This window comes from Xanthomonas campestris pv. badrii (assembly GCF_012848175.1).
In the GTDB taxonomy this organism is placed as follows: domain Bacteria; phylum Pseudomonadota; class Gammaproteobacteria; order Xanthomonadales; family Xanthomonadaceae; genus Xanthomonas; species Xanthomonas campestris_C.
Map to the genome: position 1 here is coordinate 452,881 of NZ_CP051651.1, position 25,526 is coordinate 478,406.

Genomic DNA, 25,526 nt, shown 5'->3' on the forward strand with positions numbered 1-25,526 from the left:
CATGGATGCTTCCCCGATTCAAGCGCTGTGCAATGCGCGCGTGTTGACCGACGACGGTCTGCAGGATGGCCTGGCCGTGCTGCTGGACGGTGCGCAGATTCAGGCGGTGGTGCCGGCCGACGATGCACGCGTGGCGCAGGCGCACACGCGCGTGGATCTGGGCGGCGCCACCTTGCTGCCGGGTTTCATCGACATCCAGGTCAACGGCGGCGGCGGGGTGTTGTTCAACAACGCACGCGACCCGCAGGCATTGGCCACGATCGCCGCGGCGCATCGCCGCTTCGGCACTACGGGCATGCTGCCGACGCTGATCAGCGATACCGCGCAGGTGATGGCCGAAGCGATCGAGGCGACGCGCGAAGCCATCGCACAAGGCGTGCCCGGCGTGCTTGGCATCCATCTGGAGGGGCCTTACCTGAGCCCCGCGCGCAAAGGTACCCACGACGCGCACAAGTTCCGTCTGCCGGACGCGCATGAAATCGCCGTCGATACCTCGCTGGACAATGGCGTCACCCTGATCACGCTCGCCCCCGAGCGCGTGCCGGTGCAGGACATCCGCGCGTTCGTGGCTGGCGGTGCGATCGTGTTCGCCGGCCACACTGCGGCCACCTACGAGCAGGCGCGCGATGGCATCGCCGCCGGCGTCAGTGGCTTTACGCACGTGTACAACGCGATGTCGCAACTGGCCGGACGCGAGCCCAACGCCGTGGGCGCCGCGCTGGAAGATCCCAACGTGTGGTGCGGTGTCATCGTCGATGGCGTGCACGTGCATCCGGCCAGCCTGCGCGTGGCGTTGGCGGCCAAACCGCGTGGCAAGCTGCTGCTGGTCACCGACGCCATGCCGATGGTCGGCAGCGACAGCCCCAGCTTCGATCTGTACGGCGAAACCATCACTGCGGTGGATGGGGTGGTGCGCAATGCCGACGGCGCGCTTGCCGGCTCGGCGCTGGACATGGCCACCGCCGTGCGCAACAGCGTGCGCTGGTTGGGCGTGGATCTGGCCGAAGCCGCACGCATGGCGTCCACGTATCCGGCGCAATGCATCGGACTGGGCGAGCGCCTGGGCCGCATCGCACCTGGCTACCGGGCCGATCTGGTGCTGGTGGACGCCGACGTGCAGGTGCTCGGCACCTGGGTTGGCGGGCAGCGGGAGTAAGCGTTGCGCTTGCGCCGCGCGACTACGCGCGGCGTTCACCGCGTGTCGCCTTGTTGCGAACCTTCACCTACCTCGCGCAGTGCGGCGTCTCTTTAGAGCGGCTAACAAAACTACTGCGCAGCCGCCAGGCGGTCGCGGCCGGTGCTCGGAATCGGCATGTACCACTCGTACACTCCGGTTCCTGCGCGCCATCCACACCCGCCTGACGACTGCTCGCTACGTTTTGTTAGCTGCTCTTAGCGTCGTTGTGTATTGCCGACGCCGCACGCACACCACAGTTCGCACGCGCAAACACTCCGCGCCAGCGTTCCTGCGCGCAGCGGTGTCGCAGGAACGCTGGCGCATCGGTCTGCACACGCGCCGAGAACAGTGAGACGACGGTCGCGCGGTCATCCAGATATCTGCGCAAAACACGCTGTTTGATGCATAAAAGTCTGCGTTTATGCAGATGGGTTGACAGTGCCGCTTACGGAGGGCACCTTCGCTGATAACGTTGTCAGCGAAGGTGTCGTTGCTCCACGTTCGAGAAAAACATTGCCGGCTGCGCTTTTCGCGGCCTGGCGTTACCCGCATGACGTCCTGGAATGCGGGTGGTTGCTCGTATCCGGCACAGGGGACGGATTGCGGGCATGACACGCGCGTCGCGCGTCGTTGCGCAACCGGACGGTTGCCACCCGACACAAGTCATGAGGTCACGCAATGCTGTCTCCCCGTATGCTCGCTTCATCCCGCTGTGTGCAAGTGCATGCGTCCACCGCTGCGCTACACCGCTCTGCATTGAGCGCTGCCGTCAGGCGCTTGCTCGTAGGTGGCGCCACCTTCGCCTGTGTTGCGGCGCTTCCGGCGCTTGCGCAGGAACAGCCTGCACCTGCGCAGCAACAGGCAGCTACACAAACCAATCCTTCGGTCTCCACGCTGGACGAAATCAAGGTGGTGGGTTACCAGGCCAGCCTGGGCAAGGCGCTCAACGTCAAGCGCAATGCCGACGCGATCGTGGATGCGATCAGCGCCGAGGATATCGGCAAGTTCCCCGATACCAACGTGGCCGAATCCTTGTCGCGCCTGTCCGGCATCACCGTGGATCGCCAGTTCGGCGAAGGCGAAAAAGTCAGCATCCTCGGTACCGATCCGGCGCTCAACCGCGTGCTGCTCAACGGCCAGACCATCGCCTCTACCAGTTGGGGTGGCGACCCCAACGACCCGGACAGCCGTTCGTTCAACTACAGCACGCTGGCACCGGAAGTGGTGGGCTTGATGGAGGTCTACAAAACCCCCGAGGCGCGGATCGACGAAGGCTCCATCGGCGGCACCGTGATCGTGCACACGCGCAAGCCGCTGGAGCTCGATCGCAATACGCTCACCGGGACAGTGAGCTACGGGTACAACGACCGTTCCGAGGAGGGCAAGCCGAATGCGTCGGCGCTCTACAGCTGGAAGAACCAGGACGAAACCTTCGGCGTACTGACCTCGGTGATGCACTCCCAGCGCGTGCTGCGCCGCGAGGGCGTGGAGATCTTCGGTTACGACGATGTCGCCGGCGCGGCGTTTCCGCCTGCGGTGGTCGGCAACAACACCGGCGTGTTTCCCACCTCGATCAACACCGCGTTGTTCCAGCAGACGCGTAAACGCGATGGCATCAGCGCTGCGCTGCAGTGGAAGCCCGATGCCGACTTCGAGCTCAACCTGACCGGTCTGTACGTCACGGAGAATTTCGACAACTACAACCAGAGCCGCTACGGCTACTGGGGATCCAACCCCGGCGACGCACAGGCGCTGGGCTTCGAGAACGGCGTGGCCACCTCCGGCACCTTCGGCGATCAGTCAACGACGTTCCTGGATGGCTACCTGCGCAACAGCGATGTCAGCACCGGCAGCATCCACTTGCGTGCCGACTGGCATGGCGACGGCTGGAATGCCTCCAGCCAGGTCGGTTACACCAGCTCGCAAGGCGGTGCCGAGCGCATCTACGGCATCCAGTTCCGCAACCTGGCCGGCTACAGCTACACCATCGACGGGCGCCGCACCGCGATGGACTACAGCACCGAGCCGACCAATACGGCGGCGATGCAGCTCAACAACGCCTCGGCCAGCCACAGCCCGCAGTACGACAAGGAGCGTTACCTGCAGCTGGATGTCGACCATGCGGTGGAATGGGGGCCGTTCACGCAGATCCTCACCGGCATCAAGCTCACCAACCACGCCACCGGACAGTCATCCTATAGCCGCACCTGGGCACCGAACGATGGCAGTACGCTGGCGGATTTCTCGCCAGGCACCACGCCATCCGGCTACCTGGATGGCCTGTCCACCAGCGCCGACATGCAACGCTGGTCCACCATCGGTCGCGGTGCGATCAGCAGCTACATTGGTGGCCTGGAAGGCGATGCCGGTTTGCCGATCAGCTACGCAGGCAATTACAGCATCGAGGAGCAAAACCGCGCCTGGTTCCTGCAGGGCAACTTCTCCGGCGAGCGCTATCGCGGCAACATTGGCGTGCGCTACGTGCATACCCGCGATTCCACCGATGGCTTCAGCTATGCGCCGGGTGGCAGCTACACGCCGGTCAACTTTCTCAGCAGCTACGGCAAATGGTTGCCGGCCTTCAACATCGCCTATGACCTGCGCGATGACCTGATGCTGCGTTTTGCCGCCTCCAAGGTCATCGCGCGGCCGCGCTACACCAACATGACCCCGTACGTGGCCACCGACGACACCACCTTGACCGCTTCCACCGGCAATCCTGGCCTGAGGCCGTACGAGTCCACCAACCTCGGCGCGTCGCTGGAATGGTATTTCGCCGACAGCAGCCTGCTCAGCGCCGAGTTCTTCTCGCGCGATATCTCCAACTACATCCTCACCACCGTGCAGGACCGGGTGTTCTTCAACAACGCCACCGGTGGGTCGAGCACCTACCAGACGTCAGTGCCTACCAATGCCGGCGATGCCAAGGTGCAGGGCGTGGCGCTCAACCTGCAGCACAACTTCGGTAACGGGTTTGGCGTGGTGGCCAACTACACCTATTCCGACTCCAACACCGACGGCGACTACAGCCTGCCGTACAACTCGCGCAACGCCTACAACATCAGCCCGTACTACGAGCAGGGCAAGTGGAGCGCGCGGGTGAACCTGGGCTGGCGTTCGGAATACTTCACCCAGATCGGCCGGCTCAACGGCCAGCAGATGACCGATGCCTTCACCCAGGTCGATGCCTCGTTCGGCTACCAGGCCACCGAGCGGCTGCGCGTGGCGCTGGAAGCCACCAATCTGCTGGACGAAACCTACTTCAGCTACATCGGCAACAAGAACCAGCCGTACTACCTCTACAAGAATGGCCGGTCTTTCATGCTGAGCCTGAATTTCAAGCTGTAAGCAGTGCCGGGCGGCTGCGACATGCGGCCGCCTCGCTGCACTACTGGCCTCGCGCAGTCCGCGTGCTGCACACCGGTTGAGCGGCTGCTTTTCATATTCAGACGGCAGCCCTTACTGATCGTGGTTGCGCGCCGCTGCGATCGCGGCAATGCGCGCCTTCGCCAGGGCCTGCCCGATCTGCGGGCCTTGCAGGCCGGTCGCGGCCAGGTCGCGCGCATTGATTGCCAGTGCTGCTGCATGCAGACGCTTGAGCTGTTCGCCTTGTGGGTAGGCAGATTCTTCGCTACCGAGGCGACCACGCTTGTCGGCCTCGCACACCAGGGCCAGCTGCGCGATGCGCTCGGGCCGGCGAAAGCCATCGCAACGCACCAGCAGGTCGTGCACGGTGCTGTTGCGTAGTTCGGGCAGGCGATGCACGTTGAGATGCTCGCGGCAGGCGGTGACGGCCAGCTGGCGATAGTCCTGCGGCACCTTGAGCCGTTCGCACAGCGCCTGCAGCGGGGCGACGCCGCGCTGTTCGTGCATCAGGTGGCGGGGCCATTGCTCCGGTGGCGTCAGCGCCTTGCCCAGGTCATGGGTGAGTGCGGCAAAGCCGATCAGCGCATCGCCGGGCGCCAGACGTGCGGCCATGTCGCTGACCATCTCCTGGTGGATGCCGGTATCCACTTCCGGGTGGAAGTCGGCGCGCTGCGGCACGCCGTACAGCGCATCGAGTTCCGGCAGGATGATGCGCAGTGCATCGGTATCGTGCAGGGTGCGCAAGAACGCCGACGGCCGTGCGCAGCTCAACGCCCGGCGCAGTTCCTGCCAGACGCGTTCGGGCACCAGGCTGTCCAGCTCGCCACTGGCCGCCATCTCGCGCATCAGCGCTGCGGTCTCCGGCGCCAGCGTGAAGCCAAGCGGGGCGAACCGCGCCATGAAGCGTGCCGCACGCAGCACGCGCACGGGATCTTCGATAAACGCCGGCCCCACATGACGCAGGATGCGCGCCTGCAGATCGCGCTCACCGCCATACGGGTCCACCAGCTCGCCGCTGTCTTCGTCGCGGGCAATGGCATTGATGGTGAAGTCACGCCGCAGCAGATCTTCTTCCAGCGTCACCGAGGGATCGGCATCCACCACGAAGCCGCGATAGCCCCGGCCGGATTTGCGCTCGGTACGCGCCAGTGCATATTCCTCGCCGCTACGCGGATGCAGGAACACCGGGAAGTCCTTGCCCACCGGCTTGAATCCCTGCGCCTGCATCTGCGCCTGATCGGTACCGACCACCACCCAATCGCGGTCGCCGGCCGGCTGGCCGAGCAAGGCATCGCGGACGGCGCCGCCAACGAGATAGATCTTCATATGCACGATCCTGCGCTATCGCGTCTTGGCGTGATGCACTGCCTCAGAGTTTGCCGCGCTGCTCGCGCAGGCCGGTCAGCTGCACCGTCCAGTCGTTCAGGCGTGCACGCTCCTGCTCGACCACCGCGGCCGGCGCGTTCTGCACGAAGGTGGCGTTGCCCAGCTTGCCGTTGCACTTGCCGATCTCGCTTTCCACGCGCTTGATCTCCTTGTCCAGGCGGGTGCGCTCGGCATCCATGTCGACCAGGCCTTCCAGCGGCACCAGCAGCGTCAGCTCACCGACGATGGCGGTGGCCGAGGGCGGTGTGTCCTGGCCGGCATCCAGCCAGTCGATCGCTTCGAGCTTGAGCAGGAAGGACAGCTGCGATGCGAAGCGCGCCACGCGCGCACGGTCGTCGGCGTTGCCGGCCTGCAGCAACAGGCGCACCTGCTTGGAGGGCGGCACGTTCAATTCGCTGCGCACGCGGCGGAGTGCCGACACCATCGACTTCAGCCATTCGACATCGGCTTCCGCACCGGCGTAGCCGCTGGTATCGAGGTCGTTGGCCTGCGGGAAGGCCTGCAGGGAAATGGTGGCGTCGGTGATGCCCAGGCGCGGAGCGACCTGCTGCCACAGTTCCTCGGTGACGAACGGGATCAGCGGGTGCAGCAGGCGCAGCAGGGCTTCGAGCACGTAGAGCAGGGTGTGGCGGGTGCTGGCGGCTGCATCGCTGTCCTGCATGGCATCGCTGAGCGCCGGCTTGGACAGCTCGACGAACCAGTCGCAGAACGCATTCCAGGCGAACTCGTACAACGCCTGCGTGAGCAGGTCGAAGCGGTAGTTGGCGTAATGCGCGTGGGTGTCCGCAGTGACCTGGTCCAGGCGCGCCAGAATCCACTTTTCCGTTTCGGTGCGCGGTTGCGGCACGCCGGTGAAGCGCGCGCCTTCGCTGTTCATCAGCACGAAGCGCGTGGCATTCCACAGCTTGTTGCAGAAGTTCTTGTAGCCCTCTGCACGTCCAAGGTCGAACTTGATATCGCGGCCATGGGTCGCAAGTGCGGCGATGGTGAAGCGCAGCGCATCGGCGCCGTGGGCGATGATGCCATCCGGAAATTCCTTGCGGGTGGCCTTTTCGATCTTCTCGGCCATGCGCGGCTGCATCAGGCCGCTGGTGCGCTTGGCGACCAGGTCCTCGATGCTGATGCCGTCGATGATGTCCAGCGGGTCGAGCACGTTGCCCTTGGACTTGGACATCTTCTGGCCCTGCGCATCGCGGATCAGGCCGGTGATGTAGACATCGCGGAAGGGCACCTGGCCGGTGAAGCTGTCGGTGGCCATGATCATGCGCGCCACCCAGAAGAAGATGATGTCGAAGCCGGTGACCAGCACCGACGAGGGCAGATAGCGCGCAAAGCCGCGCTCGGCCATCGCGTTCGCATCCGGCCAGCCCAGGGTGGAGAATGGCCACAGTTGCGAGGAGAACCAGGTTTCCAGCACATCGCTGTCCTGATGCAGGGCGATTTCTGTGCCTAGACCGTGCTTGGCGCGCACTTCGGCTTCGTCGTGGCCGACGTAATACTTGCCGGCGGCGTCGAACCACGCCGGAATGCGATGGCCCCACCACAGCTGGCGGCTGATGCACCAATCCTGGATGTTTTCCATCCAGTGGCGATAGGTGTTGATCCAGTTCGGCGGCACGAACCTGATCTGGCCGCTTTCCACCAGCTCCAGCCCACGCTTGGCCAGCGCGTCCATTTTGACGAACCACTGGTCGGTGAGATACGGCTCGATCACCTGGCCGGTGCGGTCGCCGCGCGGTACCTGCAGCTTGTGCGGCTTGGTTTCCACCAACAGGCCGAGGTCTTCCAGTTCGGACAGCACCAGCTTGCGTGCGTCGTAGCGATCCAGGCCGCGATAGCGCTCCGGTGCTTCGTCGTTGAGGGTTGCGGTGACGGTGAACAGGTTGATCATCGGCAGCGAGTGCCGCACGCCCACCTGGTAGTCGTTGAAGTCATGCGCAGGCGTGACCTTGACCACGCCGGTGCCGAACGCGCGGTCCACGTAATCGTCGGTAATCACCGGCACCTGGCGGCCGGTCAGCGGCAGCACGATGCGTGCGCTGTGCAGGCTGGCGTAGCGTGCATCGTCCGGGTGCACCATCACCGCGGTGTCGCCGAGCAGGGTCTCCGGGCGCGTGGTGGCCACCACCAGGTAATCGCGGGTTTCGCGCAGGATCTCGTTGCCGTCGGCATCGTGCTCGACATGTTCGTAGGTCACACCATCGGCCAAGGTGTAACGGATCGACCACAGGAAGCCGTCTTCCTCGACGTTTTCCACTTCCAGGTCGGAGATGGCGGTCTTCAGCACCGGGTCCCAGTTGACCAGGCGCTGGCCGCGATAGATCAGGCCCTGCTCGTACCAGCGCACGAAGGCTTCGTTGACCGCCGCCGACGGTTGCGGGTCCATGGTGAAGGTGCTGCGCGACCAGTCGCTGGAGGTGCCCAACCGGCGCATCTGGCGCTCGATGGTGTCGCCGGACTGCGCCTTCCATTCCCACACCTTGGCGATGAAGCCCTCGCGGCCGAGCGTGTCGCGCGTTTGCCCCTTGCCTTCCAGGGCCAGATTGCGCGACACCACCATCTCGGTGGCGATGCCGGCATGGTCGGTGCCCACCTGCCACAGCGTGTCGAAGCCGCGCATGCGGTGGTAGCGCACCAGCGCGTCCATCAACGTCTGCTGGAACGCATGCCCCATGTGCAGCGTGCCGGTGACATTGGGCGGCGGCAGCAGCACGGTATACGGCTCACCCTTGCCGGACGGCGCGAAATAGCCGGCCGCCTCCCATTGCGCATACAGGCGCGATTCGAAGGAAGCGGGGTCGTAGCTGGAGGCGAGGGTGGTCATAAGGCGGGGAATGGGGAGTCGGGAATAGGGAATGGGTAGAGCGGGGAGTGCTGGTCGGTGACGAACTGATGGGAGGGAGCGAAGTTTCGACTCCCATTCCCCATTCTCGATTCCCGATTCACATGTCGTACTTGCTGAGCTCCAGGCCCAGGGCCTTGTACTGTTTCCAGCGTTCGCGCAGCGGTTCGCGGGCGGTCGGGTCGGCGGGCACCACTTCCAGCACGCGGTCGCAGGCGCCCAGGTAGGGATCGTCGCGCAGGTTGATCACCAGCGGGCGCGAGGGGGCGGCGAACTCGGGGGGGGCGATCAGCACCGGGGCCAGTTCGTCCTCGTCATCGGTGCCGGCGATCTGGTGCGGCACATAGGCCTCGTCGTCGAACGCCCACAGCAGGTCGTCCAGCGCTTCGGCCTGCTGCGCATCGCGCGCCAGGATCAGCGTGGACAGGTTGGCGTCATTGGCCTTGCGCGCCAGCTCGCAGACCAGCCGCAGCGGTTCGTTGAGGAAGCGCGGCTTGGCGATCAGGTAGAAGTCGGCACGGGGCATGGTCAGGTCACGAAGCAATAGGGAAAACGACGTCGGCAATGAGGGTGCCGAGCATGAACAGCAGCCCGGACGCCAGGATCACCAGCAAAAACCCGCCCATCGCACATAGGCGTCGGCCTTCAGGCCGCGCGCGATACAGATAGATGGGGATGAACACCAGCCACGCCAGCACCATGCCGATGTTGAGCCACATGGGGCGGCGAAAGCCGTGCCGGCGGCTGTCGGCCGCCAGCCACACGAAGATCAGCACCAGCAGCAGCGCAAACCGGGCCAGGTCGCTGGCAGGGCCGGTCCAGCCGGGTAACGCGCTGGTGGCCCCGTCCACCAGCACGAAGCCGGCGATCAGGGCCAATGCAGCGCGAGGCGACATCAGGCGGCGCGGTCGAGCAGCCACTGGGTCAGCAGGCCGACCGGGCGCCCGGTGGCCATGCCGCGCTTGCCTTCGTCGCTGGCCACGCCGGCGATGTCCAGGTGCGCCCAGCGCTGGTTTTCGGTGAAGCGCGACAGGAAGCAGCCGGCGGTGATCGCGCCGCCCCAGCGGCCGCCGATGTTGTAGACGTCGGCGAAGGTGGAATCCAGCAGGCCCTGGTATTCGTCCCACAACGGCAGGCGCCAGGCGCGGTCGAACACATGCTCGCCAGCGGCCAGCAGTTCGTTGGCCAGGTCGTCGTGCTTGCTCATCAGCCCGGCGGTCTGGTGGCCCAGCGCCACCATGCAGGCGCCGGTCAGCGTGGCCACGTCCACCAGCGCTTCCGGGTTGAAGCGCTCGGCGTAGGTCAGCGCATCGCACAGGATCAGGCGGCCTTCGGCGTCGGTATTGCCGACCTCGATGGTCTTGCCGGACATGCTGGTGATCACGTCGGAGGGACGGTACGCGTTGCCGTCGATGGCGTTTTCCACCGCCGGCACGACCACCACCAGGTTGATCGGCAGCTCGGCCTTGACGGTGGCCACGAAGGTGCCGATGACGTTGGCGCCACCGCACATGTCGTACTTCATTTCCTCGATGCCGCCCTGCGTCTTGAGGTTGACGCCGCCGGTGTCGAAGGTGATGCCCTTGCCGACCAGCACGTAGGGGCGCGCGTCGCCGCCGCCGTTCCACTTCAGCACGATCAGGCGCGGGCGGTTGGCCGAACCGCGCGCCACCGACAGCAGCGAGCCCATGCCCAGCGCGTCCATCTGTGCCTCGTCCAGGATCTGGGCCTCGGCGCCCGGGAACTTGCCGGCGAAGGCCGCAGCGGTGTCGGCCAGGTAGGCCGGGGTGCAGTAGTTCGGCGGCAGGTTGCCCAGTTCGCGGGCGAACTCCACACCTTCGGCGGTGGCGATGCCCACTGCCAGCGCACGGGCGTCGTCGCCGGCGATGGCCAGGGTGGTCAGGCCGGTCTCGTCCACCTTCTTCTTGCCCAGCGTGGCGGTGTAGCGGTAGGCGGCATGGTCGCTGACCACCACGGCCTGGCGGATGTTCCAGGCGGCGTCGCGGGCCTTGATGGAAAGCTCGGTCAGGGTCAGCAGGGCCGTGCCCACCGCCCCGGTCTTGAGCGCGCGGGTCGCATCGCCCACCGCCTTGAGGTAGGGCGCCACGCCGAACTTGCCGGCATCGCCCAGCCCCACCACCAGCACGCGCGGGGCGGTGACCCCGGGCAGGTCGTGCAGCAGGGTGGTGGAGCCGGTCTTGGCAACCACATCGCCGCGTGCCACCAAGGCCGTCAAACGGCCCTGGCTGGCGCTGTCCAGCGTCTGGGCAGCGGGCGAAAGGGTCTTGTCGGCGAACACGCCAACCACGATGCAGTCGACGGCAGCGCTTGCCGGCGCGTCTTGGTTCAGGGTGAATTGCAGGGCCATTGATCAGATTCCGTAGGCAAATCCGTACAATCGCGGGCTGTTTACGCCAACCTGACTAGGCTGGCGGCGCCGCGAACGAATCCGAGAGTTTAAAACAAGCCCACCCTATGCCGAAGCTCGATCGATATCTGCTCAGCGATTTCACCCAGAGCTTCCTGGCCACCTTGATCGTGCTGCTGGTCGTCAGCGTCGGCGGCGTGCTGGTGGATATCCTCGGCAATATCGCCGACGGCCGCATCCCGGCTCGCTTGCTGCTGTCGCAAGTGGGGCTGCAATTCGTCGCCTATCTGCCGATCATCCTGCCGCTGGCGCTGATGCTGGGCCTGTTGTTGGCGCTGGCCAGGCTGTACCGCGATTCAGAAATGGCCGTCATCACCGCCATTGGTGTGGGCCCCAGGCGCATGCTGCGGCCCATGCTGATGCTGGTGGTGCCGGTGGTGGTGATCATCGGGCTGTGCTCGCTGTGGCTGGGCCCCTGGGCCAGCCGCACCGCCGAAACCATGCTGGAGGACGCCAACCGCAGCGTGCTGATGGCCGGCCTGGAGTCGGGCAAGTTCACCCCGCTCTCCGGCGGTGGCGTGGTCTACCTGACCACCATTTCCGCCGATGGCAAGAACCTGGGCAAGGTGTTCCTGCAGCGGCAGAAGGACGACCGCATCGACGTGGTCACCGCCGAGCGCGGCGCGATGTTCTTCGAAGGCAAGACCGATCGCTACCTGCGCCTGGAGGATGGCTACCGCATCGAAGGCCCGGCCGCTGGCGACACCCTGGACTACCGCCTGATGAAGTTCGCCAGCAACGATGTGGCCTTGCCCGACCGCACCCGGGTGCACGATGCCAACGATCCGGAAGTGATGTGGACCACGCAGCTGCTCTCCGATGAACGCCCGGCGGCGCGTGCGCAGCTGCATGAGCGGCTGGCACCGCCGCTGCTGGCGCTGGCCTTCGCCCTGCTGACCCTGCCGCTGTCGCGCAGTGCGCCGCGGCAGCAGCGCTATGGCCGGATCATGCTGGCCTTCCTGGCCTACATGGTCGGCACCAACCTGATGATCGTCGGCACCCAGTGGATCGCCAACGGCAAGACCCCGGCTGCGTTGGGCCTGTGGTGGCTGACACTGCCGCTGTTGGCGGTGGCGGTCTGGGCGTATGCGCGCGATGGCCGCGTGCGCCGGCCGAGGGCGCGCGCATGAGGCTGATGCCGCGGGTGCATGATTGGTACGTCGGCCGTGCGGTGCTGTTCACGGTGCTGCTGACCTGGGCGGTGCTGTTGGGGCTGGACCTGGTCAATGCGTTTGCCAGCGAGGCCAAGAATATCGGCCAGGGCAGCTACAGCTTCGGGCACGCCGTGGCCTATGTGGCCTACACGGTGCCGCGCCGGGCCTATACCTTGTTCCCCACTGCTGCGGTCATCGGTGCGCTGATGGGTCTGGGGCAGCTGGCGGCCACATCCGAATTGACCGCGCTGCGTGCGCTGGGCGTGTCGCGCAAGCGCATGTCCGCCTCGGTGGTCGCGGCGATGGCCTTGCTGACCGCCAGCATGGTGATCAGTGGCGAGACCGTGGGGCCGTGGGCGCAGAACCAGGCCGATACGCTCAAGACCAGTGCCCGCTATAACAGCGACATGGCCATGGCCCGCTATTCGGGGCTGTGGGCACGCGAAGGCACTACCTTCCTCAATGCGCTTGGCGGCGAGGAAAAACTGCTCGAGGGCGGCGGCACCGCGCTGGCCTTGCACGATGTGCGCCTGTACACCATGGATGCCAATGGCAGGCTGCAACAGCTGACCTATGCATCCGTGGCCGAGCACCGCGACGGCCGCTGGACCTTGCGCCAGGTGCGCCGCGACACCTTCCAGGAACGCGCGGTGCAACGCGAAACCTTCCCCGAGCTGCCATGGCAGTCGCAGCTGAGCCCGGCGGCGCTGGCGGCCGGCTTGGCCAAGCCGCGCAATCTCTCCGCACACGAACTGCAACAGAGCATCGAGTACCGCCGTCGCAACGGGCTGGATGCGCGCGACTACGAAGACCAGTACTGGAGCCGCTGGTTCTACCCGCTCAATGTGCTGGCGCTGTGCATGGCGGCCATTCCGTTCTCGTTCGGTTCGCTGCGCAGCGGCGGCCTGGGCAAGCGCTTGTTCCTGGGCATCCTGTTCGCGCTGGGCTTCTGGCTGCTGCAGCTGTTCTTCGGCCGCATGGCCGGCGCGCTCAAGCTCGATTACCGCATCGCCTACGCACTGCCACCGATGGTGATGCTGGGCGTCTCGGCGTGGTTGTTCCGGCGGCGCAGTCGTTGATCCACGTGCCGCAGATGTCGCCCGAGTCCGACCCGCATGCGCTGGCGCGGGGTGTTGGCCTGGTGTTGCCCCCTGCATGCGGCAGCCTGCGACATCCGGGTTGCCGTCAACGCTTGGGAATACGCTGCAGCCGGGTGCCGCTCGCGCGGTCATGCCAGGTGAGCCGGTCGCGGTCCACCCACGCCCACCAGAATCCGGCGCCGGCCAGGGCCAGCGACAGCGTGCCTACCGCATAACGCGTCCAGGCCTGTCGCCAGGTGGGGCGTGGCTCCTGCAGTCGCAGTCGCCACGGGCGCATGCCCAGGGTCTGCCCGCCGCGCCGCCAGCTGACCGTGGCGTAGATGCCGGCCACCACCCAGCAGCACAGCCACAGCAGCCATTGCCAGGCGCTGAAGGGAGCGATGTTCTGGCGCGCGGGGTGTCCGGCCAGGGTAAATCCCAGCGTGAATCCGGTGGACACCAGCATCCAGAGCGCCAGTGCTGGCCAGAAGTCGTAACACAGGGCGAGGATCCGCCAGCCCAGCAGGGCAGGCGGGCGTGCAGCGCGGGGAGCAGGAATCGACGTCATGCCGGGAGCATAGCCGGCGCCAAGGCGACGGCAACGCCGCGCTGCGGTAGCGCGCTGCAGGTGTTGGGGTGGTGCGGCTGCGCGGCGGCGGGCCAGCCTGTCGGCGCATTGCCGGGCACGCCTCGCCTCGCGCATGCCGCCGGTCACGTTCTATCCTGTGGCGATGTCTGCCAGCAGCCCCACCGAACGTCGCCAACTCTCCCGGCAACTGCCGCCATTGCAGGCGGCCGATGCGGCGGCCATCGCGCGTTTCCTGGACCGTTTCTGGGCCGAACACGGGGTGGCGCGACAGACCCTGGAGAGCTACCGGCGCGATCTGGAAGGGCTGGCGCGCTGGCGCGATGGGGCGGGCGGCGGCCTGTCGGGGATGCAGCGTCCGGCCTTGTTCGACTACCTGCGCTGGCGCACCGAGGCGCGCTATTGCCCGCGCAGCAATGCCCGGCTGTTGTCCAGCTTGCGCGCCTTCTATGGGCTGTTGCTGCGCGATGGCGTGCGCAGCGACGATCCCACCGCCTTGCTGGACCCTCCGCGCCTGCCACGCTCGCTGCCCAAGGCGCTGACCGAAACCCAGATCGATGCCTTGCTGGCGGCACCGGATATGCAGACGCCGCTGGGGCTGCGCGACCGCGCCATGCTCGAGCTGATGTATGCGGCCGGGCTGCGCGTGAGCGAACTGGTCAATTTGCCGGCGGTGGGGGTCAACCTGCGGCAGGGCGTGCTGCGCGTCACCGGCAAGGGCAGCAAGGAACGTCTGGTGCCACTGGGCGAGGAGTCCCAGCACTGGCTGGAGCGCTATCTGCGCGAGGCGCGCCCGCTGCTTGCCGGCAACAAGGCGGTGCCCGCGGCGGATGGGCAGGTGCCATTGTTCATCGACGCGGCGCGCCAGCCGCCCAGCCGCCAGCAGTTCTGGGCGCTGGTCAAACGCTACGCGGCGCTGGCCGGCATCGACCCGGCCACGGTCAGCCCGCATGGCCTTCGGCACAGCTTCGCCACCCATCTGCTCAATCACGGCGCCGACCTGCGCGCGCTGCAGATGCTGCTGGGCCACAGCTCGCTCTCGACCACCCAGATCTACACGCTGGTGGCGCGTCAGCACCTGCGGACGCTGCACGCCAGCCATCATCCGCGCGGCTAGCCGGCCGCGCAGGACAGGCAGGAGCAGCGGGCATCAGGTTCCAGCGTAGACCGATGAATAACGGCGCGGTGGAGGCCCCGCGTCGTTCCAGCGCACCCATGGTGGTGCAGCGTCAATTCCGACAGGGTGACGTGCTGGAAGTCGCCACTCGCCGGCGCGCACGCGAACAAACTGCCGCGGCCGCGGCCGGGCTTCATCTGCGCTGTGCGAGAATCCAGGCACCCCATTCCATCTGGATGCGTGAATGTATCGTCTTGCCATTGCCGCGCTGCTGGGCGCGATCAGCCTTACCGCCTGCGCACAATCGTCGCAGCCCGCGGCAAGCAACACTGGCGCCAAGCCGGCGGCCACCGCGCCTGCCGCCTCCGGCAATGTGGATCAGCGGGTAGGCGCAGCGCTCAAGGCGCTGGACCCGGACTTCAAGCCCGACTACATCGGCGCCGCGCCGTTCCCAGGGTTCCGCGAAGTGGTGGTCGGCGGGCAGGTGCTGTACGTCAGCGACGACGGCCGTTACCTGATCCAGGCGCAGCCGTTCGACATCCAGAACAAGCAGTTCGCAGCCAGCCCGGGTCTGCTCGCCTACCGTCGCAAGCAGCTGGAGACGGTGCCCAAGGCTGACCGCATCGTGTTCGCGCCGGCCAACCCCAAGTACACCGTGACCGTCTTCACCGACGTGGAATGCGGCTACTGCCGCAAGCTGCACAGCGAGATCGGCGAGCTCAACAAGCAGGGGATCGCGGTCGAATACCTGGCATTTCCGCGCATGGGCCTGGGCAGCCAGGACCACAAGGAAATGATCGCGGTATGGTGCGCCGCCGACCGCAAGCAGGCGCTCACCGCCGCCAAGTCCGGCCAGCCGGTGGCGTCCAAGGACTGCAAGAATCCGGTGTCGATGGAATACACCCTGGGTCAGCGCCTGGGCGTCAACGGTACCCCGGCGATCTTTGCGCCGGATGGCACCCAGCTCGGCGGCTACCTGCCGCCGGCGCAGCTGCGTGAGGCGCTGGAAAAGCGCGCCGTGACCACGGCGGGCGGCAGCCGCTGAGGCGGGCTCAGCCCTGACCATCGTGGCGCGTCGCTGATGGCGTCGGTGCAGTGATGGTCTGTGCAATGACGAAGGCCCGGGGGCGTCCGCATCCGGGCCTTCGCTGTTTCCGAGGGTGGGACGCGATCTGGCCACGTTCCTGCTGCCGCCCGGCGCAACACGTCGGCATGCGCACGGGCCAGCCTCAAGGCCCGCCTGACCATTCCCGATTCCCGATTCCGCCGCACCCGACCGACGCCGACCCACCGGCTCCGTTACAATCTGCAGCCCCGTTTCTGACACGGTTCCCCGGACATGATGGTCCTCGAGGGCGCTTCCGCCCTTTCGCCGTTCCGCCGCGCTCGGCTCGAAACCCGCCTGCAAACCCTCGTTCCCGCGCTGCGCATCACTGGCGCCTGGCACGTCTACTTCATCCGCGCCGAGGCCGGGCAAGCGCCCGACCAGGCCACCTTGCAGCGGATCCTGCAGGCCGACGCCGCCCCCGCGCCGCGCGACGCGGATGCTTCCTCGCGCTATGTGGTCCCGCGGCTGGGCACGCTGTCGCCGTGGTCCAGCAAGGCCACCGAACTGGTGCGCGGGGCCGGGCAGCCGATCCAGCGCGTGGAGCGCGGCACCCGCATCGATCTGGCCGGCTGGCCGCAGGACGCGGCCGTGCAGGCCGCGGTGGCCAGGCTGCTGCATGACCCGATGACGCAGTCGCTGCTGGGCTCGGCCGCCGCGGCCGAAGCCCTGTTCAACGTGCCCGACCCGGGCCAGCTGCAGCGCGTGCCGCTGGATGCGCTGGAACAGGCCAACCGCGACCTGGGGCTGGCGCTGGCGCAGGACGAGATCGACTACCTGCGCGAACGCTTCGCCGCCCTGGGCCGCGACCCGGCCGATGTCGAGCTGATGATGTTCGCGCAGGCCAACTCCGAGCATTGCCGGCACAAGATCTTCAATGCCAGCTGGACCATCGACGGCAAGGCGCAGGAACGCTCGCTGTTCCGCATGATCAAGCACACCCACCAGCAGACCCCGCAGCACACCTTGTCGGCCTACAGCGACAATGCGGCGGTGGTGGAAGGCGTGCCGGCCGCGCGCTACCGCCCGGACCCGGCCAGCGGCGAGTACCGTAGCGAAGCGGTGCTGCCGTCGGCCTTTGCGATCAAGGTGGAAACGCATAACCACCCGACTGCGATCGCACCGTTTCCCGGCGCGGCCACCGGCGCCGGCGGCGAGATCCGCGACGAAGGCGCCACCGGCCGTGGCGGCAAGCCCAAGGCCGGCCTGACCGGGTTTTCGGTCTCGCACCTGCGCATTCCCACCCTGCCGCAGCCGTGGGAAGCGCCGCGTGCGCTGAACCCGCGCATGGCGCCGGCACTGGACATCATGCTCGACGGCCCGCTCGGCGGTGCCGCGTTCAACAACGAATTCGGCCGGCCCAACCTGCTCGGCTATTTCCGCAGTTTCGAACTGGCCGAAGGCCCGGGCCTGACCCGCGCCTACGACAAGCCGATCATGCTGGCCGGCGGCCTGGGCGCGATCGATCGCAACCAGGTCGAGAAGCTGCGCCTGCAGCCGGGCGATGCGGTGATCGTGCTCGGCGGCCCGGCGATGCTGATCGGCCTGGGCGGCGGCGCGGCCAGCTCGGTGGCGGCCGGCGACAGTGCCGAGGCGCTGGATTTTGCCAGCGTGCAGCGCGAAAACCCGGAAATGGAGCGCCGCTGCCAGGAGGTCATCGACCGCTGCGTGGCGCTGGGCATCGACAACCCGATCCGCTGGTTCCACGACGTGGGCGCGGGCGGCCTGTCCAACGCCATCCCCGAACTGCTGCACGACTCGGGCGTGGGCGGCATCATCGACCTGGGCCGCGTGCTCAGCGACGACCCGTCGCTGTCGCCGCTGGAACTGTGGTGCAACGAATCGCAGGAACGCTACGTGCTCGGCGTACCGCAGGCGCGCCTGGAGGAATTCGCCGCCATCTGCGCCCGCGAACGCTGCCCGTTCGCCGCCGTCGGCGTGGCGACGGCCGAGGAGCGGCTGGTGGTTGGCTATGGGACGTTGGACGCCGGGACCCGGGACCCGGGACCGGGGACCGGGGGAGAGCAACTGCAACGGCGCGAGGGTGCTGGCGCGCATGCGCAGAGCACGCTCAATGCAGCGCAGGGCACTGCTGTTCCGGGTCCCGGGTCCCGGGTCCCCGGTCCCGACCTCCCCATAGACCTCCCAATGGACGTGCTCTTCGGCAAGGCGCCGAAGATGCATCGCGATGCGGTGCATCCGGCCGCGCCGCAGTGGCCGGCGCTGCAGACCGCAGGGCTGGATCTGCAGCAGGCCGGGCTGCGCGTGCTGGCGCATCCCACCGTGGCGTCCAAGAGTTTTCTGGTCACCATCGGCGACCGCAGCGTGGGCGGGCTGACCGCACGCGAGCAGATGATCGGGCCGTGGCAACTGCCGCTGGCCGATTGCGCCATCACCCTGGCCGGGTTCGAGACCTTCGAAGGCGAGGCGATGTCGATCGGCGAGCGCGCCCCGCTGGCGCTATTGAACGCTGCCGCCTCGGCGCGCATGGCCGTCGGCGAAGCGATCACCAACCTGTGCGCGGCACCGGTGCAGACCCTGGCCAGCATCAAGCTCTCGGCCAACTGGATGGCCGCCGCCGGTCATGCTGGCGAAGACGCACTGCTGTACGACGCGGTGCGCGCAGTCGGCATGGAACTATGCCCGGCGCTGGAGCTGAGCATTCCGGTGGGCAAGGATTCGCTGTCGATGCAGGCGCAGTGGGTAGCCGGGAATGGGGAATCGGGAATGGGGAATGGCGAAACGCCGCAGCCCTCCGCTTCCACCATTCCCAACTCCCGACTCCCGATTCCCGGTGAAACGCTGAAAAGCGTTTCACCAGTCTCGCTGATCATCAGTGCCTTTGCGCCGGTGAGCGATGTCCGCACCCAGCTGACGCCGTTGCTGCGCAACGATGAAGAAAGCGAGCTGTGGTTGATCGGGCTCGGTGGCGGCAAGCAGCGTCTGGGTGGGTCGGTGCTGGCGCAGGTGTATGCCGACGCTTCGGCGCTGCCGGCGTTCGGCGGCGAGGTGCCGGATCTGGATGATGCGCAGCGGCTGCGCAGCTTCTTCGAGCTGATCCGCGATGCACGCGAAGGCGGGCTGCTGCTGGCGTATCACGACCGCAGCGATGGCGGTGCGTTTGCGGCGCTGTGCGAGATGGCGTTCGCCTCGCGCCAGGGGCTGGACATCACCCTCGATGCCTGGGGCGATGACGCGTTCCGCAGCCTGTTCAATGAAGAACTGGGTGCGGTGGTGCAGATTGCCAGCGAGGATCGCGCCGCGTTCGCCGATCTGGTCGAACGGCATGCCTTGACCGAGTGCGCGCAGCGGATTGCGCGCCCCACCGGCACGCCGCGCGTGCGGGTCAGCGGGCAGGGCCGGGTGCTGGCCGAATGGCGTTGGGAAGATCTGTTCGATGCATGGTGGTCGGTCACCCACGCCATGCAGACGCTGCGCGACAACCCCGACAGCGCCGACGAAGAACGCGCGCTGGCGCGCGATTTCCAGGCGCCCGGTCTGCGTCCGAAGCTGGCGTTCAACCCGTCCGAAGACGTGGCCGCGCCGTTCGTGGCCACCGGTGCGCGGCCCAGGGTGGCGATCCTGCGCGAGCAGGGCGTCAACGGGCAGATCGAAATGGCCTACAACTTCGAGCGCGCCGGGTTCCGCGCGTTCGATGTGCACATGAGCGACCTGATCGCCGGGCGCGTGGATCTGGCGCAGTTCGCCGGCTTCGCGGCCTGCGGCGGCTTCAGCTACGGCGACGTGCTGGGGGCCGGCCGTGGCTGGGCCACCTCGATCCTGGAGCGTTCGGCCTTGCGCGATGCGTTTGCCGCGTTCTTTGCGCGCAGCGATACGTTTGCGCTGGGCGTGTGCAATGGCTGCCAGATGCTCAGCCAGCTCAAGGACATCATTCCCGGTGCCGAGCACTGGCCGCGCTTTTTGCGCAACCGCAGCGAGCAGTTCGAAGCGCGTACCGCGTTGCTGGAAGTGGTGGAGTCGCCGTCGATCTTCCTGCGCGGCATGGCCGGTTCGCGGATCCCGGTGGCGGTGGCGCATGGCGAAGGCCGTGCCGAGTTCCAGACCGCCGTAGACCAGGCAGCTGCACGGGTGGCGCTGCGTTTCGTCGACGGCGATGGCGCAGTAGCGTCGCGCTACCCGCTCAATCCGAACGGCTCGCCGGACGGCATCACCGGCCTGACCAGTACCGATGGCCGCGCCACCATCCTGATGCCGCATCCCGAACGCACCCCGCGCACGGTGAACCTGAGTTGGCATCCGGCCGAATGGGGCGAGGACTCGCCCTGGCTGCGGATGTTCCGTAACGCGCGGGTGTGGTGCGGCTGAGCACGGCTAACCAGGCGTAGCGCGCGGCAGTCAGGCCGTGTGCGGACGGCGCGCAGAGCCGGCGTGTCCGCCTGGTACATGCCGTACCGAGCACCGGCCGCGCCCGCCAGGCGGCCGCGCAGTGCTTGTATTGGCCGATCTCGGCGCAGAGTGCCGCGCGCAACGAATCAGGTGCGCGGCAGTCCAACGCAGCGATGCGAGCCCTGCAGGCGATGCGGCAATCGGCCGCTCGGCCGATGGTGTCTGAAGCCCACCGGGCCCGCCGATGACCTCGCCGGATGACCAGCGAACTCCTCGACGCCGGGAAGGCCATTGCCGTGCGCGTCGCGGACCGACAACGCCATTGGCCTGACGCGCGCGCGCTCTGGCAGCGGCTTTGCGCGCCTTTCGTTGCAGCGGCTTTCCGGCCCGATGCGTCATGCCTGCCCGACCAGATCTTGGAGCAGCTGCCGGCCGGCTCGGCAGTCGAACATCTGCTGCGATCGACTGCCGATATCCGGTGGAGTAAAGGGCCGGCGCGACCGTGTATTACCTGCCTGTGCATACCAAAGCGTCGAATGTGGGTAAATCCAAAGTCGATACTTGGTGTTGTCCGAGTAACTATAAGAACTGCTAGGTTTTTATTCTCCAAAGATTAACAGTTCGATAATGCGACGACGAGCGCATTTGGGCGCATTATTTTTCAATAGATTCATCTCGCATTATCGAGATGACGCGATTTTCGCATTATCTGCTGCTGACAAATATTCGGTTGTTTGAGCCTTTTGCGTAGGGGTACCTGCCGTAAAAGGCGTATGCGCGCATGTTGACAGGGGCCTCAGGGGGACCGTGTGATGCATTGCGCGGTGGCCGGTTATTTACACACTTGGCCAATGGGGAGTAAGGGATTAATGAAGCGACATTCTCTGGAGTGCGGTCATGAGCACGCAGCTCAGGACCGAGTGGCAGCGCATGCCTGCGCTACCGAAATAAAACAGACCAACAGGCGCCGCGTGCAGTCCGGGAACCCGTTGGCGCTGGCGGTGGGACTGGTGCTGTTCGGCATGGCTGGCGTTGTCGTCGCGGCGACTGCGCAAGCGGCATCGAGCACGCATTGCCAGCTGGTCGATGGTCAGCAACGTTGCGACGACGATGCAGACACTGCCAGCGCTGGCATCGCTACCGCTGCGCGGTCGGACGGTGCCACGGCACAGAGCAGCGCAACACCTGCCGCCGATGCCGAGCTGCCGCCCTTTGCGGATGGGCAGGATGCGCTGGCATTGGGTAATGCAAGCAATGCCTTGGGCGAGGGCACCATCGCACTGGGCGGCGGAAGCCTGGCGGCGGAGCGCCACGCAACGGCGATCGGCTACAACGCAACCGCAGCCGGGGAATCGGCAGTCGCGCTCGGCGGGCTTGCTACCGTTTTCGACTACGACGAGTTCGGCATCATCGTTGGTCAGCGCGAACTGGCCGCACAGGCCGTAGGCGTCGGTGCAACCGCGATCGGAGGTGGCGCGGTTGCAGCAACGCCGTTCGCCAGCGCGATCGGTAGTGGCGCCAGTGCCGACGGCGTGCAGAGCACGGCGCTGGGCTACCGCGCGCAAACCTTCGACGACGGCGCCACCGCGGTGGGCGGCTTGTCCACGGCCAGCGGCTTTCTGTCCACCGCTGGCGGCTATCTGTCGCGGGCCAGCGCCAACACCGCAACCGCCTTCGGTTACCGGGCGCGCAGCGATGGCGCCAGCAGCGTCGCCATCGGCGATACCGCGCTCGCCACCGGCGCTCAGAGCGTGGTGATCGGCGGCGTCAGCGATTTCGGCTCGATCACCGCGGCCACCGGGCGTGGTGGCATCGCCTTCGGTGCGGGCGCGCAAAGCCAGTCCGATTACGCCATTGCGATTGGCTACAACTCCAATGTGTTTCCCAATCGGCCCGGTAACACCGATTCGATCGCCATCGGACGTTCGGCAGGCACCTTCGCGCCGGGCACGGTGTCGCTGGGTGGCTTTGCGTTGACCATGGGCGATGGCGGCATCTCCATTGGGCAGGGCAGCACCACCTATGCCGAAAACAGCGTGGCGCTCGGCGCCCGCACCAGGACCTCGTTGTTCAACGGCAACAACACCGCGATCGGCGCCGATGCGCAGACCAACGGGGTCGATGCGGTAGCGATCGGCTACGGCGCGCGGGTGGGCGATCTCATCGACGATGCATGGAACCGTTCGGCCTCCAGCGCGGTGGCGCTGGGTGCGTTCTCGTATGCCAATCGCAGCAATACGGTATCGGTGGGCAACGCGCAGACCGGCTTGACCCGGCAGATCACCAACGTGGCGGCCGGGACCGAGGCATCGGATGCGGTGAATGTCGCGCAGCTGGACAGCGTGCGCGCGGTGGCTGCACGGCTGGATAGCCATTTGGCGTTGGCCAAGTCCGACACCGACGAGCCGGCTGCATTTGCAGAAGGCGGCAACGCCATCGCGCTCGGCAGTGCCAGCAATGCGCTGGGCCAGGGAGCCAGCGCGCTGGGGTCGGGCAGTGCGGCGCTCGGACGCGACGCGGTGGCGCTTGGTCGCAATGCCAGCGCCTCCGATGCGTCGGCGCTGGCGGTGGGTGGGGTTGCCACGGTGCCGTTGTTCGACGCCTCCGGCTTCATCATCGGCCAACAGGAGCAGGCAACCACCGCACAGGGAGTCGGCGCGGTGGCCTTGGGCGGCGGCGCCAGGGCCATGCAGGTATTTGCCACCGCCGTGGGGACCGGTGCCACGGCCCTGGGTACTCAGTCGACGGCGCTTGGCTTCGCTGCGCAGGCGCTGGACGACACCAATGTCGCGTTGGGGAGTTTTTCGATCGCACGCGGCGCGGGCTCGTCGGCCTTCGGATTCAATGCCGCCTCTGCCGGCCGGCTGGCGACAGCGGTGGGCTTCAATGCCGCGGGCTTCGGCGAAAGCAGTGTGGCCGTCGGCAGCAGCGCCGCATCGTCCGGCGAGCGCAGTATCACCGTCGGCGGCTTCTCGCTCATCAGCAACACGCTCCGCAGCGCGGGTGCGTCGGGCGTCGGGGCGATTGCGATCGGGGCCGGGGCGCGGAGCGATGCCGACCACGCCATTGCGCTGGGCTACAACGCCAACGTGTTCGCCAACGACAACAACGTCGACGCGGTGGCCATCGGACATAGCGCCGCGTCATTCGGACCACGCACAGTTTCGCTGGGTGCCGCTTCATCGGCACAGGCGACCGAGGCGATCGCCATCGGTTACGACGCGCGTGCTGCGTCCGATCGCAGCATCGCCATTGGCAGCGGCGCCGATACCTCGATCCTCTATGGCGACACCATCGCCCTGGGCACCAATGCCAGGGCCGACGCACCCGATGCCATTGCGATCGGCCGCGATGCCAGCGTTGGCGTGTTCGTCGGCGACATCGGCAGTGCGGCAATGGCCGTGGGCGTGCAAGCGCGCGCGCTCGGCAACAACAGCCTGGCGCTGGGCTACAACGCCTTTACCCGGGAGAGCGGTCGCAATGCGGTGGCCGTCGGCGCCAACGCCGGCGCCAGCGGAGCCGATTCTGTCGCGCTCGGTGCAGGTGCGCGCACTGGTGAGGCCAATGTCGTGTCGGTAGGCAATGGCAACGGCCGTGGCGGCCCGGCCACGCGCCGCATCGTCAATGTCGGTGCCGGTGCGATTGCGGCCGGCAGCACCGATGCGCTCAATGGCGGGCAACTGTTCCAGTCGCTGAGCAATGCCGCCAGCTTCCTCGGCGGTGGTGCGGCGATCGGCGCGCAGGGCGTGTTCGTGGCGCCGACCTATGTGATCCAGGGCAGCAGCTACAGCAATGTCGGTGCGGCATTGACGGCGTTGGACAGCAAGGTCAGCGAGCTGGATGCGCGCAGTGGAACCGCCGCGGCTGCGTCGCGTGCGTCTGCCGCACGGGTCGCAACAGCGCGGACGGCGGCCGGCGCACCGTCTGCGGACGCATCGACTGTCGTGGGCGCCAACGCCGTGGATGAGGCCAATGACGACGGTTTGCAGTCGATAGCGTCGGCAACTGACGCAACCGCTGGCAGCATGGCGTCCTCGACAGCGACTGCAACCGGGCTTGCCGCAAGTGCCGCAGTCCAGGGCACGCCGACCGCCGCCGTGGTCGGCAGCATCACCCCGGCGGCAACGTCCACGACGGTCGGCACTGCTGCGGTGGCCAACCACGTCACCGGTACTGCAATTGGCGGCAGCGCCTATGCGCACGGCCCCAACGACACCGCGATCGGCAGCAACGCACGCGTCAATGCCGATGGCAGCACCGCCGTTGGCGCCAACACGCAGATCGCGGCAGTGGCCACCAACGCGGTGGCCATGGGCGAAGGCGCGCAGGTCAGCGCGGCCTCGGGCACCGCGATCGGCCAGGGCGCGCGTGCTACCGCGCAAGGTGCGGTGGCACTGGGCCAGGGCTCGGTTGCCGACCGCGCCAATACGGTGTCGGTGGGCAGCGTGGGTGGCGAGCGTCAGGTGGCCAATGTGGCGGCCGGTGTGCGTGCGACCGATGCGGTCAACAAGGGCCAGCTGGACAGCGGCGTGGCCGCGGCCAACAGCTACACCGACAGCCGCTACAGCGCGATGGCCGACAGCTTCGAAAGCTACCAAGGCGATATCGAAGACCGTCTGCGTCGGCAGAACCGTCGCCTGGACCGCCAGGGTGCGATGAGCTCGGCGATGTTGAACATGTCCGCCAGCGTGGCGGGTATCGCCTCGCCGAACCGCATCGGTGCCGGTGTCGGTTTCCAGAATGGCGAATCGGCGTTGTCGGTGGGCTACCAGCGTGCGATCAGCCCGCGCGCCACCTTGACGGTGGGCGGTGCGCTCAGCGGCGACGACAGCTCGATCGGCGTGGGTGCCGGCTTCGGCTGGTAATCCTCGGCAAACGCATGCGCGGTTGCCTGCACGTCATGGCAACCGATGACAGGTGCTCCCTCTCTCTTCCTCTT

Annotated in this window: 14 protein-coding genes and 2 other RNA genes; 9 read left to right on the top strand and 7 right to left on the bottom strand. The window is 67.0% G+C overall.

Annotated features, from left to right (window positions below; all coding sequences use genetic code 11):
* Nucleotide 1: 1 nt before the first annotated feature.
* The 3 genes from nagA (at nucleotide 2) to HG421_RS01920 (ending at nucleotide 4,525) form a co-directional block, all read left to right on the top strand.
* The gene (gene nagA, locus HG421_RS01910; RefSeq protein WP_169704717.1) at nucleotides 2–1,156 is read left to right on the top strand and encodes an N-acetylglucosamine-6-phosphate deacetylase; all 1,155 of its coding nucleotides are present in this window, start codon (nucleotides 2–4) and stop codon (nucleotides 1,154–1,156) included.
* A 156-nt stretch (nucleotides 1,157–1,312) separates the two neighbouring features.
* A non-coding RNA gene (locus HG421_RS01915) (sX9 sRNA) lies at nucleotides 1,313–1,388 on the top strand.
* Nucleotides 1,389–1,855: 467 nt separating this feature from the next.
* Complete coding sequence (locus tag HG421_RS01920; RefSeq protein ID WP_169704718.1) at nucleotides 1,856–4,525, top strand: TonB-dependent receptor; 2,670 nt, start codon at nucleotides 1,856–1,858, stop codon at nucleotides 4,523–4,525.
* Between the two features lie 111 nt (nucleotides 4,526–4,636).
* Here HG421_RS01920 and HG421_RS01925 read toward each other — a convergent pair whose 3' ends face one another.
* The 5 genes from HG421_RS01925 to HG421_RS01945 form a co-directional block, all read right to left on the bottom strand.
* Nucleotides 4,637–5,869 carry a multifunctional CCA addition/repair protein gene (locus tag HG421_RS01925; protein WP_169704720.1) on the bottom strand — a complete coding sequence of 411 codons (1,233 nt, stop codon included), beginning with the start codon at nucleotides 5,867–5,869 and terminating at the stop codon, nucleotides 4,637–4,639.
* Nucleotides 5,870–5,912: 43 nt separating this feature from the next.
* Nucleotides 5,913–8,753, bottom strand: coding sequence for a valine--tRNA ligase (locus tag HG421_RS01930; protein WP_169704728.1), 2,841 nt, complete (start codon nucleotides 8,751–8,753; stop codon nucleotides 5,913–5,915).
* Between the two features lie 118 nt (nucleotides 8,754–8,871).
* A complete protein-coding gene (locus HG421_RS01935) occupies nucleotides 8,872–9,297 on the bottom strand; it encodes a DNA polymerase III subunit chi (protein WP_169704730.1) in 426 nt (141 codons plus the stop codon).
* A gap of 7 nt (nucleotides 9,298–9,304) precedes the next feature.
* Nucleotides 9,305–9,667, bottom strand: coding sequence for a hypothetical protein (locus HG421_RS01940; protein ID WP_169704732.1), 363 nt, complete (start codon nucleotides 9,665–9,667; stop codon nucleotides 9,305–9,307).
* Complete coding sequence (locus HG421_RS01945) at nucleotides 9,667–11,139, bottom strand: leucyl aminopeptidase (protein ID WP_169704734.1); 1,473 nt, start codon at nucleotides 11,137–11,139, stop codon at nucleotides 9,667–9,669. The genes HG421_RS01940 and HG421_RS01945 overlap by 1 nt, the downstream gene beginning before the upstream one ends.
* A 107-nt stretch (nucleotides 11,140–11,246) precedes the next feature.
* Between HG421_RS01945 and lptF the strand changes: the two genes are divergently transcribed.
* Together lptF and lptG are read left to right on the top strand one after the other, a co-directional pair.
* Complete coding sequence (lptF, locus tag HG421_RS01950; RefSeq protein ID WP_169704736.1) at nucleotides 11,247–12,329, top strand: LPS export ABC transporter permease LptF; 1,083 nt, start codon at nucleotides 11,247–11,249, stop codon at nucleotides 12,327–12,329.
* The gene (lptG, locus tag HG421_RS01955) at nucleotides 12,326–13,432 is read left to right on the top strand and encodes an LPS export ABC transporter permease LptG (RefSeq protein WP_169704738.1); all 1,107 of its coding nucleotides are present in this window, start codon (nucleotides 12,326–12,328) and stop codon (nucleotides 13,430–13,432) included. Before lptF ends, lptG begins: the two co-directional genes overlap by 4 nt.
* A gap of 106 nt (nucleotides 13,433–13,538) precedes the next feature.
* On the opposite strand, the gene HG421_RS01960 is transcribed toward lptG, so the two are convergent.
* Nucleotides 13,539–14,000 (bottom strand): RDD family protein, encoded by a 462-nt coding sequence (locus HG421_RS01960; RefSeq protein WP_169704740.1) that lies wholly within the window; start codon nucleotides 13,998–14,000, stop codon nucleotides 13,539–13,541.
* 163 nt (nucleotides 14,001–14,163) lie between these two features.
* Between HG421_RS01960 and xerD the strand changes: the two genes are divergently transcribed.
* From xerD to purL, 3 genes are all read left to right on the top strand, one after another.
* On the top strand, nucleotides 14,164–15,135 hold the full coding sequence (xerD, locus tag HG421_RS01965) for a site-specific tyrosine recombinase XerD (RefSeq protein ID WP_169704742.1): 972 nt from the start codon (nucleotides 14,164–14,166) through the stop codon (nucleotides 15,133–15,135).
* A 244-nt stretch (nucleotides 15,136–15,379) separates the two neighbouring features.
* Complete coding sequence (locus tag HG421_RS01970; protein ID WP_169704744.1) at nucleotides 15,380–16,180, top strand: DsbC family protein; 801 nt, start codon at nucleotides 15,380–15,382, stop codon at nucleotides 16,178–16,180.
* A 294-nt stretch (nucleotides 16,181–16,474) separates the two neighbouring features.
* Complete coding sequence (gene purL / locus HG421_RS01975) at nucleotides 16,475–20,566, top strand: phosphoribosylformylglycinamidine synthase (RefSeq protein ID WP_169704746.1); 4,092 nt, start codon at nucleotides 16,475–16,477, stop codon at nucleotides 20,564–20,566.
* A 4-nt stretch (nucleotides 20,567–20,570) separates the two neighbouring features.
* Here purL and HG421_RS01980 read toward each other — a convergent pair.
* Nucleotides 20,571–20,646: non-coding RNA, sX9 sRNA (locus HG421_RS01980), on the bottom strand.
* 963 nt (nucleotides 20,647–21,609) lie between these two features.
* On the opposite strand from HG421_RS01980, the gene HG421_RS01985 reads away from it, so the two are divergent.
* Nucleotides 21,610–25,452 (top strand): YadA-like family protein, encoded by a 3,843-nt coding sequence (locus HG421_RS01985; protein WP_248279496.1) that lies wholly within the window; start codon nucleotides 21,610–21,612, stop codon nucleotides 25,450–25,452.
* The last annotated feature ends 74 nt before the right edge of the window (nucleotides 25,453–25,526 follow it).